The 14,141-nt window shown below is 70.4% G+C and carries 11 protein-coding genes; 5 read left to right on the plus strand and 6 right to left on the minus strand.

All coding sequences use genetic code 11. From position 1 onward, the window contains the following. Window positions 1-57: 57 nt before the first annotated feature. Entirely contained in the window at window positions 58-1,083 is a 1,026-nt protein-coding gene (locus OHB04_RS13160; protein WP_326687867.1) for a 6-phosphofructokinase, read from the minus strand. 383 nt (window positions 1,084-1,466) lie between these two features. Between OHB04_RS13160 and pta the strand changes: the two genes are divergently transcribed. The 3 genes from pta (at window position 1,467) to pyk (ending at window position 6,392) form a co-directional block, all read left to right on the plus strand. Then, window positions 1,467-3,602 carry a phosphate acetyltransferase gene (gene pta / locus OHB04_RS13165; protein ID WP_326687868.1) on the plus strand — a complete coding sequence of 712 codons (2,136 nt, stop codon included), beginning with the start codon at window positions 1,467-1,469 and terminating at the stop codon, window positions 3,600-3,602. 70 nt (window positions 3,603-3,672) lie between these two features. Next, window positions 3,673-4,881 carry an acetate kinase gene (locus tag OHB04_RS13170; RefSeq protein WP_326687869.1) on the plus strand — a complete coding sequence of 403 codons (1,209 nt, stop codon included), beginning with the start codon at window positions 3,673-3,675 and terminating at the stop codon, window positions 4,879-4,881. Between the two features lie 80 nt (window positions 4,882-4,961). Next, a complete protein-coding gene (gene pyk / locus OHB04_RS13175) occupies window positions 4,962-6,392 on the plus strand; it encodes a pyruvate kinase (RefSeq protein ID WP_326807498.1) in 1,431 nt (476 codons plus the stop codon). Window positions 6,393-6,548: 156 nt separating this feature from the next. On the opposite strand, the gene OHB04_RS13180 is transcribed toward pyk, so the two are convergent. The 4 genes from OHB04_RS13180 to OHB04_RS13195 form a co-directional block, all read right to left on the minus strand. After that, a complete protein-coding gene (locus tag OHB04_RS13180) occupies window positions 6,549-7,997 on the minus strand; it encodes a hypothetical protein (RefSeq protein ID WP_326807499.1) in 1,449 nt (482 codons plus the stop codon). Beyond that, entirely contained in the window at window positions 7,966-8,583 is a 618-nt protein-coding gene (locus OHB04_RS13185) for a DUF6114 domain-containing protein (RefSeq protein ID WP_326687872.1), read from the minus strand. The genes OHB04_RS13180 and OHB04_RS13185 overlap by 32 nt, the downstream gene beginning before the upstream one ends. Window positions 8,584-8,695: 112 nt before the next feature. After that, complete coding sequence (locus OHB04_RS13190) at window positions 8,696-9,313, minus strand: DUF6230 family protein (protein WP_326687873.1); 618 nt, start codon at window positions 9,311-9,313, stop codon at window positions 8,696-8,698. Window positions 9,314-9,999: 686 nt separating this feature from the next. Beyond that, window positions 10,000-10,959: a tetratricopeptide repeat protein gene (locus OHB04_RS13195; protein WP_326687874.1), complete on the minus strand. Its 960-nt coding sequence runs from the start codon at window positions 10,957-10,959 to the stop codon at window positions 10,000-10,002. Between the two features lie 199 nt (window positions 10,960-11,158). On the opposite strand from OHB04_RS13195, the gene OHB04_RS13200 reads away from it, so the two are divergent. After that, window positions 11,159-11,785, plus strand: coding sequence for a TetR/AcrR family transcriptional regulator (locus OHB04_RS13200; RefSeq protein ID WP_326807500.1), 627 nt, complete (start codon window positions 11,159-11,161; stop codon window positions 11,783-11,785). 33 nt (window positions 11,786-11,818) lie between these two features. Continuing rightward, entirely contained in the window at window positions 11,819-12,289 is a 471-nt protein-coding gene (locus tag OHB04_RS13205) for a cupin domain-containing protein (protein WP_326687876.1), read from the plus strand. A 143-nt stretch (window positions 12,290-12,432) separates the two neighbouring features. Here the strand turns inward: OHB04_RS13205 and OHB04_RS13210 are convergent, their stop codons facing one another. Beyond that, window positions 12,433-14,133 (minus strand): acyl-CoA mutase large subunit family protein, encoded by a 1,701-nt coding sequence (locus OHB04_RS13210; protein ID WP_326807501.1) that lies wholly within the window; start codon window positions 14,131-14,133, stop codon window positions 12,433-12,435. Window positions 14,134-14,141 lie beyond the last annotated feature (8 nt).

Below are 14,141 nucleotides of genomic sequence, written 5' to 3' on the forward strand. Positions count from 1 at the left end.
CGTTTGCGGGCGCGGGGCGGGGCCCAGCGGGGCAGGGGTCAAGAGGGAGGCGCGGCCTCAGAAAACCGCCTCGGTCTCGTCCATGCGGTCCTGCGGAACGTGCTTGAGCTCGGTGACGGCGTCGGCCAGCGGGGCCATGACGATCTCCGTGCCGCGCAGGGCCGTCATGTGGCCGAAGTCGCCCCGGTGGACGGCCTCGACGGCGTGCCAGCCGAAGCGCGTGGCGAGGACCCGGTCGTAGGCGGTGGGGGTGCCGCCGCGCTGGATGTGGCCGAGGATGACCGGCTTGGCCTCCTTGCCGAGGCGGTGCTCCAGCTCGATCGCGAGGCGGTTGCCGATGCCGGCGAAGCGCTCGTGGCCGTACTGGTCGATCATGCCCTTCTCGTAGGGCATGGAGCCCTCGGCGGGGTGCGCGCCTTCGGCGACGCAGATGATCGCGAACTTCTTGTCGCGCGCGAAGCGTTCCTCGACCATCTTCGCGAGGTCGTCGACCTCGAAGTTCCGCTCGGGGATGCAGATGGCGTGCGCGCCGGCGGCCATGCCGGCCTCCAGCGCGATCCAGCCCGCGTGCCGTCCCATGACCTCCACGACCATGACGCGCTGGTGCGACTCGGCAGTGGTCTTGAGACGGTCCATGGCCTCGGTGGCCACGCCGACGGCGGTGTCGAAGCCGAAGGTACGGTCGGTGGCGGAGATGTCGTTGTCGATGGTCTTGGGGACGCCGACCACCGGCAGGCCCGTCTCGGCGAGCATGCGGGACGCGGTGAGCGTGCCCTCGCCGCCGATGGGGATGAGCGCGTCCAGGCCGAGGCGCTCTATCAGCTCCTCGGAGTTGTTGCACGCCTCGCGCAGCCGGTCCCGCTCCAGGCGCGCCGAGCCGAGGATGGTGCCGCCCCGGGCGAGGATGCCGCTGACGGAGTTGATGTCGAGCGGGCGGTGGCGGCCGTCGAGCAGGCCCTTGAACCCGTCCTCGAAGCCGATGACCTCGTCGCCCCGGTCGGCCACGGCACGGTGGACGATGGACCGGATCACGGCGTTGAGGCCGGGGCAGTCTCCGCCGGCGGTGAGGACTCCGATGCGCATGGGGTTCGCTTCTCCTGCTCGGTGAAATGCCCGCGTGGGGACGGGCCGCTTGGGGCACGGTCGCGGACCTCACTGTCCGGGTGCCGCTGATCCATGTGTGAGCCGGTGCGATTGTTTCACGTCTTGAATACGGGAGCATGGGTGCGGTTCGCCATGCGGACGCACCCCCTCCGCTCCAGCCGGCCGGCCAGGGCCTGCCCGTCTCTTGCCTGACGCGCGACCTAACCAGAAGCGCAGGTATTGTCAAGGGTATAGCCATATCTTTATGGGCGCTTTGTGATGAAAGACCTCAAGGCGGTCTCGACAGGCGTCTCCGTCGCGGCCGGACCCCGAGCAATCCGACAGGCGACCCGACAGTCGCCTCGACCCGGAGGAGACAGCGCGTGACGCGCAGCGTGTACGTGACCGGCATCGGACGCAGCGACGGCCGGCAGGTGGTCGAGCTGGGGGTCATGGAGTTGCTGACCCGCCAGGTGGACCGCGTGGGGGTCTTCCGCCCGCTGGTGCACGACGGCCCGGACCGGCTCTATGACCTGCTGCGCAGCCGCTACCGCCTCTCGCAGCCCGCCTCCTCCGTGTTCGGGATGAGCTACGAGGAGGCTGCCGCACTCCAGGCCGACCAGGGCACGGACGAGCTGATATCCCGGCTCGTGGAGCGCTTCCACGAGGTGGCCGCGGACTACGAGGCCGTCCTGGTACTGGGCACCGACTTCGCCGAGACCGGGCTGCCCGCCGAGCTGGCGCTCAACGCCCGCCTCGCGAACGAGTTCGGCGCCGCCGTCCTCCCCGTCGTCGCCGCCCGCGACCAGAGCCCCGAGGCCGTGGTCGCCGAGGTGCGCAACGCGCACCACGCCTACGCCTCGCTGGGCGCCGACCTGATCGCGATGGTGGCGAACAGGGTGGGCGACCCCGAGGCGGCGCAGGCCGTGCTGGGCCTGGCCGAACGGCTGCCCGAGCCGGTCTTCGTCCTGCCCGAGGAGCCCGCGCTGGCGGCCCCCACGATCGCGCAGGTCAAGGAGGCCACGGACGCCGAGGTGCTGCTGGGCGACCACGCGGGGCTCTCGCGTGACGTACGCCACCTCGTCTTCGGCGGGGCCCATCTGCCCGCCTTCTTGCCCGCTCTGACCGAGGGCTGCCTGGTGATCACCCCTGGTGACCGCTCGGACCTGATCATCGGCGCCCTGGCCGCGCACTCCTCCGGCTCCCCCGCCATCGCCGGCATCCTGCTCACCCTCGGTGAACACCCCGGCGAGCAGACCCTCGCGCTCGCCTCGCGGCTCGCGCCGGGCACCCCGGTGCTGGTCGTACCCGACGGGTCCATCCAGGCCGCCGACGCGCTGCTGTCGCTGGAGGGCAAGCTGACCGCAGCGACCCCGCGCAAGGCGGAGATCGCGCTCGGCCTGTTCGAAACCCATGTGGACACCGGGCAGTTGACCGCGCGCCTCTCCGTGGAGCGCAGCGAGCGGGTCACCCCGATGATGTTCGAGCACGAGCTGGTGGAGCGCTCGCGCGCCGCGCGGCGGCACATCGTGCTGCCCGAGGGCACCGAGGAGCGGGTGCTGCGCGCCGCCGAGGTGCTGCTGCGCCGCAACATCTGCGACCTGACGCTGCTGGGCGAGCCCGCGCTGGTGCGCAAGCGCGCCGCCGAGCTGAGCATCGGCCTGAAGCTGCTGGCCGACGACGAGCCGCCGCTGGCCACCGGCGGGGCCACGGCGCGCATCGTGGACCCGCAGCGCTCGCCGCTCAGGGAGCGCTTCGCGGAGCGCTACGCCAAGCTGCGCGCCCACAAGGGCGTCGACTACGAGCTCGCCTACGACATGGTCGCGGACGTGTCGTACTTCGGCACGCTGATGGTCGGCGAGGGCCTGGCCGACGGGATGGTCTCGGGCGCCGTGCACTCCACGGCGGCCACGGTCCGGCCCGCCTTCGAGATCATCAGGACCAAGCCGGACGCCTCCATCGTCTCCTCGGTCTTCTTCATGTGCCTGGCCGACCGCGTTCTGGTCTACGGCGACTGCGCCGTGGTACCCGATCCGGACGCCGAGCAGCTCGCGGACATCGCGATCCAGTCGGCCACCACCGCGGCCCGGTTCGGGGTCGAGCCGCGGATCGCCATGCTGTCGTACTCCACGGGCACCTCGGGCTCCGGCGCCGATGTGGACAAGGTGCGGCGGGCCACCGAGCTGGTGCGCTCCCGGCGCCCCGACCTGCTGACGGAGGGACCCATTCAGTACGACGCCGCCGTGGAGCCCTCGGTGGCCGCGACCAAGCTTCCCGACTCCCAGGTCGCCGGCCAGGCCACCGTGCTGATCTTCCCCGACCTGAACACCGGCAACAACACCTACAAGGCCGTGCAGCGCTCGGCCGGCGCCGTAGCCGTCGGGCCCGTGCTCCAGGGCCTGCGCAAGCCCGTGAACGACCTGTCCAGGGGCGCCCTGGTGCAGGACATCGTCAACACCGTCGCCATCACCGCCGTCCAGGCGCAGGACGAGCCGGCCACCGGCAGCCCCGACGCCTGACCCCGGGCCCACCGGACACGCCGGGCCCCTGGAAGAACGCCCCGCCCCCTCGCAGAAAGCGCCGCACGCTGTGACAGCCACCCGGATTCTCGTCCTCAACTCCGGCTCCTCGTCGGTGAAATACCAGCTCATCGACATGGCCGACCACTCCCGGCTGGCCGCGGGGCTCGCCGAGCGGATCGGCGAGGACACCTCCACGCTCACCCACCGGCGGCTGGGCACCGGCGGCGACAAGCGCGAGCGCCGGGGGCGGCTGGCCGACCACGACGCGGCGCTGAAGGCCGTCGCGGAGGAGCTGGACGCGGACGGCCTGGGCCTGGGCTCCGGCGAACTGGCCGCGATCGGCCACCGGGTGGTGCACGGCGGGCTGAAGTTCACCGAGCCGACGCTGATCGACGACGCGGTGCTCAAGGAGATCGAGCGCCTCGTGCCCGTCGCGCCCCTGCACAACCCCGCCAACATCACCGGCATCAGGACCGCCCAGCGGCTGCGCCCCGACCTGCCGCAGATCGCGGTCTTCGACACGGCCTTCCACTCCACCATGCCGGAGCACGCGGCCCGCTACGCCATCGACGTGAAGACCGCCGACGAGCACCGCGTACGGCGCTACGGCTTCCACGGCACCTCGCACGCCTACGTCTCCCGCAAGGCGGCCGGGCTGCTGGGCAAGGACCCGGCCGACACCAACCTGATCGTGCTGCACCTGGGCAACGGTGCCTCGGCCTCGGCGGTGCGCGGCGGGCGTTGCGCGGACACCTCCATGGGACTGACCCCCTTGGAAGGCCTCGTGATGGGCACCCGCTCCGGCGACATCGACCCGGCCGTGGTCTTCCACCTGGGCAGGGTGGCGGGGATGGGCATGGACGAGGTGGACGAGCTGCTCAACAAGCGCAGTGGCCTGGCGGGCCTGTGCGGCGAGAACGACATGCGCGAGATCCGCCGCCGCGTCGAGGAGGGGGACGCGGCGGCGAAGCTGGCCTTCGAGATCTACATCCACCGCCTGAAGAAGTACATCGGCGCCTACTACGCCGTGCTCGGCACGGTGGACGCCGTGGTCTTCACCGCGGGTGTCGGCGAGAACGCCGCACCCGTGCGGGAAGCCGCCGTCGCCGGTCTGGAGGGACTGGGGCTGGCCGTCGACGGGGAGCTGAACGCCGCGAGCGGACAGGAGCCGCGGCTGATCTCGCCCGAGGACGCACGGGTGAAGGTCGCCGTCGTACCGACCGACGAGGAGCTGGAGATCGCAGAGCAGACCTACGCGCTGGTCACGGGCCGGTGAGCGGGCCCGGGCCCGGCACGGCGCCGCAGCGCCGCCACCCACATCGTTCAGTACCTAAACAAAACGATAGGATCGCCCCCATGCGCCGTTCCAAAATCGTCTGCACCCTGGGCCCCGCCGTCGACTCCTACGAACAGCTCAAGACGCTGATCGAAGCGGGTATGAACGTGGCCCGGTTCAACATGAGCCACGGGTCCCACTCCGAGCACGAGGAGCGGTATCACCGCGTCCGCAAGGCCTCCGAGGAGACCGGCCGCGCCATCGGCGTGCTCGCCGACCTCCAGGGCCCCAAGATCCGGCTGGAGACCTTCGCCGAGGGACCCGTCGAGCTGGTCCGCGGTGAGGAGTTCACCATCACCACCGAGGACGTCGCCGGCGACAAGACCATCTGCGGCACCACCTACAAGGGCCTGCCCGCCGACGTGTCCAAGGGCGACCCGGTACTGATCAACGACGGCAACGTCGCCCTCCAGGTCACCGAGGTCGCCGGCTCCCGCGTGCGCACCATCGTGATCGAGGGCGGGGTCATCTCCGACCACAAGGGCATCAACCTCCCCGGCGCCGCGGTGAACGTGCCCGCGCTGTCCGAGAAGGACATCGACGACCTGAAGTTCGCGCTGCGCATGGGCTGCGACATGGTGGCGCTCTCCTTCGTGCGGGACGCCTCGGACGTGCGCGACGTGCACCGGGTCATGGACGAGGTCGGGCGCCGGGTGCCGGTGATCGCCAAGGTGGAGAAGCCGCAGGCGGTCGCCAACATGGAGGACGTCGTCATGGCCTTCGACGGGGTCATGGTGGCGCGCGGCGACCTGGCGGTGGAATATCCGCTGGAGAAGGTCCCGATGGTGCAGAAGCGCCTGGTCGAGATGTGCCGCAGGAACGCCAAGCCGGTGATCGTGGCGACCCAGATGATGGAGTCCATGATCACCAACTCCCGGCCCACCCGCGCCGAGGCCAGCGACGTGGCCAACGCGGTGCTGGACGGGGCCGACGCGGTGATGCTCTCGGCGGAGTCCTCGGTCGGGCAGTACCCGATCGAGACCGTCAAGACGATGTCGAAGATCGTCCAGGCCGCCGAGGTGGAGCTGCTCAGCCGCGGCCTCCAGCCGCTGGTGCCCGGCAAGAAGCCGCGCACCCAGGGCGGCTCGGTGGCCCGCGCGGCCTGCGAGATGGCCGACTTCCTCGACGGCAAGGCCCTGGTGGCCTTCACCAAGTCCGGCGACACGGCCCGCAGGCTCTCCCGCTACCGCGTGGCCCAGCCGATCCTCGCCTTCACCACTGAGCCGGCCACACGGAATCAGCTCACGCTGAGCTGGGGCGTGGAGACGTACGTGGTCAAGCACGTCGACCACACGGACGAGATGGTCGAGCTGGTCGACGCGGAGCTGCTGAAGCTCCAGCGGTACGAGACGGGCGACACGATGCTCATCACGGCGGGTTCGCCGCCCGGGGTTCCTGGCACCACGAACATGGTCCGCGTCCACCATCTGGGCAACGCCCAGGCGGAGTGAGGCCCGGCCCGGTGGGCCCCTTCCCGTCCGAGCGAGCGCGCTGGGGGCACCTCCCGGCCGGAGGCCGGGGAGGGGAAGGGGCGGGGCAGGAGCACGCGAAGGGCCCGCACCCGAACCGGGGTGCGGGCCCTTCCCTGTGGGGGGGGCGACAGGGCGCTACTTGGTGATGTGCTGGTGCAGGCCGGGGATCGTGAGGTTTCCGCCGAACTGGCCCGCCTGCTTGACGGTCACCTTCGTGAAGTACGCGAAGGGCACATTGATCGGCGGCGGCGACTCAGGGCTGAAGGTGATCGGGATCAGCCCGAAGAGGTTGCCCTTCAGCTCCTCGGTGTACATCGTCACCTTGCCGCCACGAATCGTCGAGGTCGACCCCTCGGCCCCCTGCACGTGGTACGTCCGGCCACCCGGGCCCTTCACCGTCTGGTGCAGGTCGCCGATGTCCAGGGCGTCGGAGGTGAACTTGAGGGCCTGCTTCGTCTTGCCGTTCGGCATGGTGATGTTGACGACGCCCTCGTAGTCGAGGCCCTTGAGCGTGAGGGAGGACGCCTTCAAGTACCAGGGCTGGTTGGGCACCTGGGCGGGCGTCTGCTCGTCCGTGCCCTTGACGTCCATCTTCTCCGGGCAGGGGAACGGCTTGCCCCCGTCCTTGGCCGCGTCGTAGTCGCGCGCTGTGCCGTCCCTCTTGGAGACGCCGTCGCCGCTGCCGGACTCCTTGGAGTCCTTGTCCTTCTTGGCCTTGCCCTTGGCCTCGGGCTTGTCACCCTCGTCGGCCTCGCCGGGCTTCTCGGCCTTCTTGCCCGCCGCGGGCTTCCCCGGCCCGGACGTGTCCGGCTTGGCGTCCTTCTCGGGCGTTTCCGGCGCGGAAGGCGTGGGCTTGGGCGAGGACTTCTCGCCGCCGGAGGGCGTGTCCGGCTTCTCGGTCTCGGGCGACTCGGGAGCCTCGGGCTCCTTCGGCTTGAGGACGCCGTCAAGCGTCTTGCCGACACCCAGCGGGTCGTACCAGGGGTTCTCCTCGTCCTCGGACGCCGAAGAACCGCTTGAGCCCGAGCCGGAACCCGATCCCGACGACGGAGGCTTGGACGGCGGCTTCTCCGTGCTGTCGCCGCTGCCGCTGCCGCCCGAGGAACCGCCCGAAGGCGTCGGAGACTTGGGGGACCCGGCTTCGGGTATCTCCTCGGCACCGTCCCCAGCGGGCTTGTCCCGCTCCGGCCCGGACTTCTCCTTCGCGGCCTGCTCCCGCTTGGCCCGCTCGCGGGCCAGATCGCGCTTGAGCTTTTCCGCCCGCTCCTTGCGCTCTTCCTTTTCGGCCTCGGTCTCCTTCTGGTCGGCGACCGAGACACAGGAGTCGCCCTTGAAGGGGTTCTTGGGCAGCGGCTTGGCATTGGCCAGCTGGGGGGTGAGCCCCATGCCCATCAGGACGGCCGAAGGCATCGCCGCGATGGCTATCGCCTTGCCCGCGGGCACATGGAGGCGGGTCAACAGCGGCTTTTTCGGGGCCGCGTGCCGCGGCCCGGTTCTGACCCGGACACTCGGCGCCGCGTCCGCCGACGCGCCCTCCCCCTCGTGGACCTCGTCACCCGGCACGGTGCCTCCCGTTCCCGTCATTCGCGTCGGCCCCCTTGCTTGAGGCCGCTCCAGAGACTGCTGTGTTGTCCCGGGGGCCCTCGCCCTCGTCCATCGCCGGGTCGTCGTCCGGGGCCGCCGCGTCCGCCGGGCCCACGGAAGCCACCGGGCCCGCGGCAGCCGGGCCCTTGGAAGCCGTCGTACCGGCGGGCTCCGCCGGGGTCTTCACCGCCTTGCCCGGGGCCCAGGAGAGGCCGAGCGCACCGCCGACCATTCCGGGTAGGAAACCGATCAGGAAGGCGCCGAAGTTGGACACGACGAGGGAGACCAGGGCGAGCAGGATCGCTGCGACACCGGCGAACACCCGCGAGTGGGGCTGGAACCACATGGTCAGCCCGAGCACGACCAGCAGCACGCCGATGATCAGCGAACCGGCGCCCGCCGTCGTCGACATCCGGATGGTCAGCGAACCCAGTGTGAGGTTCTGGTAGGGGACGTACATGATCGGGATACCGGCCAGCAGCGTCAGCATCCCGCCCCAGAACGGGCGCTGGCCGCGCCAGTCCCGGAAGGAACTGCGCTTCTGGCCGAATCCGGTCGTCAGCCTCTGTCGCGTGTCGACGCTCATGGGTACGGGGCTCCTCGGGACTGGCGCAAAACTTGCTGGGTGGAGCGGACCCTACGGGTGCGGGGCACCGGCCGAGCGGGGACCCGTGCCCCGCGCCCGTGGGGTCAGTACGTCAGTAGCACTCGCTCTTGCCCTTTTTCACGGCCATGTGCAGGCCGCTGAGCTTGAACGTGCCGGCCGTGGTGGCCCAGGCGCGCTGCTTGACGTCGGTGAATTCGACGCTCTCCGCCTGCTGGGCGAACGAGTCCTTCATGTACTTGTCGCCGTTGTGCGGACCGGGGCCCTTGGTGGTCTTGTCCACCGAGACGCCGATGTCGATGTTGTTGAACGTCGCGTTCGTACGCAGGTCGTCGGCGTCGATGTAGAGCTTCTTCGCCTCGACGCGCGGGCCGCCGTTGCCGCCCGCGGTGAGCTTCATCGACACGTCGCCGAAGACCGGGACCGGCACGACGACGGACTGGCACAGATTCTTGATCTTCGCCGAGTTCATACCGACGACCGCGACGGGCTTCTGGCCCGACTTGTTCGTGTCGATCGCGCCGTACTGGACGAAGCCCTGCCCGTCCAACTTGTCGGCGGTCACCTTGAACTGCTGGCCGGAGACGCTGAACGACGCCGCCAGCGCGCCCTGCGAGAGCGCGACACCGATCGCGGCCGTTGCGGCCACGCTCGGCACCATGACGACGGCGAACCGCTTCCATCTGGTCCCGCCACGAGCCAGGGACTCCATGACTTTCCTCCTTCTCGGACGTACATCTCCGGCTCGAAGAGCCGTCCACTTGCCAGCGGGCCGCTCCCTGCCGTGGGGGCACCTCCCGGCCGCGCGGGCTGGGGGAGGGAGAAGTGCTACGTCCTCGGAAAGAGAGCGCCAACGCCTCTGTACGTGCCGTCCTTCCACACGTCACGTCCGAGCTGCCGGCGATCACCCCCGAGCGACAACCACGGGCCACGCTCTCGCGCAACCTTGCATTTTCGGACAGGCCCCGCCGTGGAGCAGAGACCCCCCTGTCCTCAAGACCGGCGGCGGAGCTGGGTGTTGCGGTGACGCTGGGTGTTGCGATGCCGGTCTGCTCGGTGGGGACCCATGCCGCGGGGCGCCGAATGGTTGCCGGGCTGCTGGCGATGGACCGAGCTTGGCCGATCGTGGTGCATCTGGGGCCGACGCACAAGGGGGTTCGTTACTTACGAGTAACGGAGGGATAACCAGCGGGACGCCAAATGGCCTCGCCCGGCGACACAGGGTCGCCGGGCGAGGTGGGGTCGAGGGCGGAGCACTCGGACAACAAGGGAGGTTTCCGCGACTTTTCCTTACTGCGAGTAACAGCGATCACAATTGCCAAGTTTTGGCAAAGCACGGTCGCCGTTGTCGCTAAATCAATGAGTCGCGGCGCGCGTGTGACCGCCGGTACGAGCAGGTCAGAACAGGGCGCGAGCGAGGGCTCCGCGTGCGGCTACGACGCGGGGATCCTCGGCACCGATCACCTCGAACAGCTCCAGCAGCCGCAGTCGCGCCGCCTCCCTGTCCTCACCCGCCGTGCGCTGCACCGTCTCGACCAGGCGGCCGAAGGCGTCCTCGACGTGGCCTCCCGCCATGTCCAGGTCCGCGACCTTCAGCTGGGCCGCCACGTCCGAGGGGCTGTCGGCGGCGTCCTTGCGGACCTGGCGCACATCCAGCCCCTGGACCCGCTGGAGCAGCTCGGCCATGGCCAGTCCGACCTTGGCCTCGACATTCCCCGGCTCGTCGGACAGCTTGTTGCGGTACGCCTGGATCGCGCCCGCCAAGTCGTTGGAGTCCAGGGCCTGCTGGGCAGCAGCCAGCACCGGGTCCTCCGGCGCCTCGGGCTCCTCGGCCGCCTCGTCGGCCGCCTCCTCCTGCACTCCCTGGAGGCCCGTGATACCGAAGCGCTCCTCGGCGACCTGCACGAGCTGGTCGAAGGTGCCCCGGATCTGCTCCTCGGGGGCCGCGCCCTGGAACAGCGGCAGGGCCTGCCCGGCCACCACGGCGAAGACCGCCGGGATGCCCTGCACGCCGAACTGCTGCATCAGCATCTGATTCTGGTCGACATCGATCTTCGCCAGCAGCAGGCGGCCCGCGTACTGATTGGTGATGCGCTCCAGAAGCGGTGAGAGCTGCTTGCACGGCTCACACCACTCCGCCCAGAAGTCGATGACGACCGGCACCTCGGCGGAACGCTGGAGGACGTCCGCCTCGAAGCTCGCCTCGTCGACATCGATCACCAGGCTCGACGGCGCCGGAGCGCCGCCTCCCTCGGCGGATTGGGCGCGTGCCTGCTCCGCCTTCTGCTTGGCCTCTCCGGCCGCCTTCACCGCGGCGAGGTCGACCACTCCGCTCATGGACATATTGCGTGGCTGCATGAGACCAGTCTCCCCCCTCGGCGCGCCGGTGTGTGCAGTGGTCGCCGGGTCCCCACCCGGCGTGTGGTCGTCGCAACGGGTATTCCGCTACGGGTCGTAGCGTAACTCGAAGAGGGGACGCGCCCGCAAGGCCGTCCTACGCCCCCGGGGCGGTGATCCGCCTCACTGTGCTCTGCTTACCCATCGGTATGGTCGGCACATGGCCGCTCCCCCACCACAACGACGCGGGCGCCCCCGAAGTGCCGCCGCGGACCGCGCGATCCTCGACGCGACCCGGGCCGCGCTGGTCGAAGTGGGCTGGAGCAGACTGACGATGAGCGAGGTCGCCCACCGCGCCGGGGTCGCCAAGACCACCCTGTACCGCCGCTGGCCCGCCAAGAACGAGCTGGTCGTCGACGCGGTCGCCGTCCTGTTCGACGAGCTGGAGCTGCCCGACCGCGGCAGCCTGCGGGCCGATGTCGAGGGCGTCGTCCTCTCCTTCGCCGCGCTGCTGAGGCGCCCGGAGACGAAGACCGCGCTGATGGCCGTCATCGCGGAGGCGACCACGGACGAGGCGCTGCGCGGGCGCATCCGCGAGGCGATCGTCGACCGCCAGAAACGGCTGGTCCTCGACGGCCGCTCGCGGGCCCAGGCGCGCGGCGAACTCCCACCCGACGGCCCCGACCCCGAGGAGTCCTGCCGCGTCGTCGACCTCATCTTCGATGTGATCGCGGGCGCGGTGGTGCACCGGTCGCTGGTGAGCGACTGTCCGGTGGACGCGGACTGGGCCGCGGCCTTCACCACGCTCCTGCTGGAGGGGCTGGGGGCCGTTCCTCCCCGGAGCTGAAGTGATGTCGTACGGCTCTGTCACAATGCCGCGATGAGCACCCCGGATGCACCGATATCCCGGCCCCTCCTGCGCACGCCCGAGGAGGGGGAACTGATCGATGTCGCAGGCGTCGCGCACTTCTTCCGGCTGACGGCCGAGCACACCGAAGGGCGCTTCTCCTTCGAGGAGTTCACCCTCGCCCCGGGCACCGTGGGCGCGCGCCCCCATGTCCACCACGGGCACGACGAGTACTTCTACGTCCTGGAGGGCGAGCTGACCCTCCACAACGGCGAGGGCGAGGTCACGGCGGGCCCCGGCACCCTGCTGGCCGCCGTGCGCGGCACCCCGCACGGCTTCCGCAACGCGGGCCACGCGCCCGCCCGCGCCCTGTGCCTCTACACCCCCGCGGGATACGAGGGCTACTTCCGTGAGGTGCACAAGGCGGTGGCGGCGGGCGCCGAGGTGACGGACGAACTGCTGGCGGAGTTCCGCAGCCGCTACCGCACCACGTCCGCCGACTGAGGCCGGCGACTAAGACGGGCGACCAAGACCGGCGGCCGGCGGCCGGGAAGACCGCCGGCGCGGAGGCCCGCCGGGCCGAGAGGCCCGGCGGCTCGGCAGGACCGGCAGCTCGGCAGGACCGACGGCTCGGCAGGACCGGCCGCTCAGAAGACCGGCGGCTCCGTGTAGACCCCCCACTCCTCGCGCAGGACCCCGCAGATCTCGCCGAGGCTCGCCTCGGCGCGCACGGCCTCCAGCATCGGCTCGATCATGTTGGCCTCGCTCCTGGCCGCCTCGACCATCGCGTCCAGCGTGCGCCGCACGGCGGCCTCGTCCCGCCCGGCCTTGCGGCCGGCCAGCGCCCGCACCTGCTCGCGCTCCACCTCGTGGCTGACCCGGAGGATCTCCAGGTCTCCGGTGACCGAGCCGTGGTGGCAGTTGACGCCGACCACCCTCTTCTCGTCCTTCTCCAGCGCCCGCTGGTAGGTGAAGGCGGACTCGGCGATCTCGCCGGTGAACCAGCCGTCCTCGATCCCCCGCAGGAGGCCGGAGGTGATGGGCCCGACAGGGTGTTGCCCGTCGGGCACGGCGCGGCGGCCCCGTTCCTTTATCTGTTCGAAGATCTTCTCGGCGTCGGCCTCGATGCGGTCGGTCAGCGCCTCGATGTACCACGAACCGCCCAGCGGGTCCGCGACGTTGGTGACGCCGCTCTCCTCCATCAGCACCTGCTGGGTGCGCAGCGCGATCTCGGCGGCCTGTTCGCTGGGCAGCGCGAGGGTCTCGTCCAGCGCGTTGGTGTGCAGCGAGTTGGTGCCGCCGAGGACGGCGGACAGGGCCTCTATGGCGGTGCGCACCACGTTGTTGTAGGGCTGCTGCGCGGTCAGCGATACCCCGGCCGTCTGGGTGTGGAAGCGCAGCCACTGCGCCTTCTCGCTCGTCGCGCCGTACACGTCGCGCATCCAGCGGGCCCAGATGCGGCGCGCGGCACGGAACTTGGCGATCTCCTCGAAGAAGTCGAGGTGCGCGTCGAAGAAGAAGGACAGCCCCGGCGCGAAGGTGTTCACATCGAGCCCGCGCGAGAGGCCCAGCTCGACGTAGCCGAAGCCGTCGGCGAGCGTGTACGCCAGCTCCTGCGCGGCCGTCGCGCCGGCCTCCCTGATGTGGTACCCGGACACCGACAGCGGCTTGTAGGCCGGGATGCCGTTGGCGCAGTGCTCCATCAGGTCGCCGATCAGCCGCAGATGGGGCTCGGGCTGGAAGAGCCACTCCTTCTGCGCGATGTACTCCTTGAAGATGTCCGTCTGGAGCGTGCCGTTGAGCACGGCCGGGTCGACGCCCTGCCGCTCGGCGGCGACCAGGTACATGCAGAAGACGGGCACGGCGGGCCCGGAGATCGTCATCGAGGTGGTGACCTCGCCGAGCGGGATGCCGGAGAAGAGCACCTCCATGTCGGCTGCGGAGTCGATGGCGACGCCGCAGTGGCCGACCTCGCCCAGCGAGCGGGGGTCGTCCGAGTCCCGTCCCATCAGCGTCGGCATGTCGAAGGCGACGGACAGCCCGCCGCCGCCGGCCTTGAGGATCATCTTGTACCGCTCGTTCGTCTGCTCGGCGTTGCCGAACCCGGCGAACTGGCGGATGGTCCAGGTCCTGCCCCGGTATCCGGTGGGGTAGAGCCCGCGGGTGTACGGGAACTCACCGGGCCAGCCGATGCGCTCGAACCCTTCTACAGTGTCTCCGTCCCTGGGCCCGTACACGGGCTCGACGGGGTCGCCACTGAGCGTGGTGAAATCCGCGTCCCGCTTACGGGCGGCGTCGTAGCGCTCCTGCCAGCGGAGGCGGCCTTGGGCAATGGCGTCAGCATCCATACTCTCGA

Source organism: Streptomyces sp. NBC_01775 (genome assembly GCF_035917675.1).
Lineage (GTDB): Bacteria > Actinomycetota > Actinomycetes > Streptomycetales > Streptomycetaceae > Streptomyces.

Excerpts from the sequence above, each read along its gene's own strand:
- OHB04_RS13185 (WP_326687872.1), bottom strand. The coding sequence starts at position 8,583 with ATGAGCGTCGACACGCGACAGAGGCTGACGACCGGATTCGGCCAGAAG.
- OHB04_RS13180 (WP_326807499.1), bottom strand. The coding sequence starts at position 7,997 with ATGACGGGAACGGGAGGCACCGTGCCGGGTGACGAGGTCCACGAGGGG.
- OHB04_RS13200 (WP_326807500.1), top strand. The coding sequence starts at position 11,159 with ATGGCCGCTCCCCCACCACAACGACGCGGGCGCCCCCGAAGTGCCGCC.
- OHB04_RS13210 (WP_326807501.1), bottom strand. The coding sequence starts at position 14,133 with ATGGATGCTGACGCCATTGCCCAAGGCCGCCTCCGCTGGCAGGAGCGC.
- pyk (WP_326807498.1), top strand. The coding sequence starts at position 4,962 with ATGCGCCGTTCCAAAATCGTCTGCACCCTGGGCCCCGCCGTCGACTCC.
- OHB04_RS13190 (WP_326687873.1), bottom strand. The coding sequence starts at position 9,313 with ATGGAGTCCCTGGCTCGTGGCGGGACCAGATGGAAGCGGTTCGCCGTC.
- OHB04_RS13160 (WP_326687867.1), bottom strand. The coding sequence starts at position 1,083 with ATGCGCATCGGAGTCCTCACCGCCGGCGGAGACTGCCCCGGCCTCAAC.
- OHB04_RS13195 (WP_326687874.1), bottom strand. The coding sequence starts at position 10,959 with ATGCAGCCACGCAATATGTCCATGAGCGGAGTGGTCGACCTCGCCGCG.
- OHB04_RS13205 (WP_326687876.1), top strand. The coding sequence starts at position 11,819 with ATGAGCACCCCGGATGCACCGATATCCCGGCCCCTCCTGCGCACGCCC.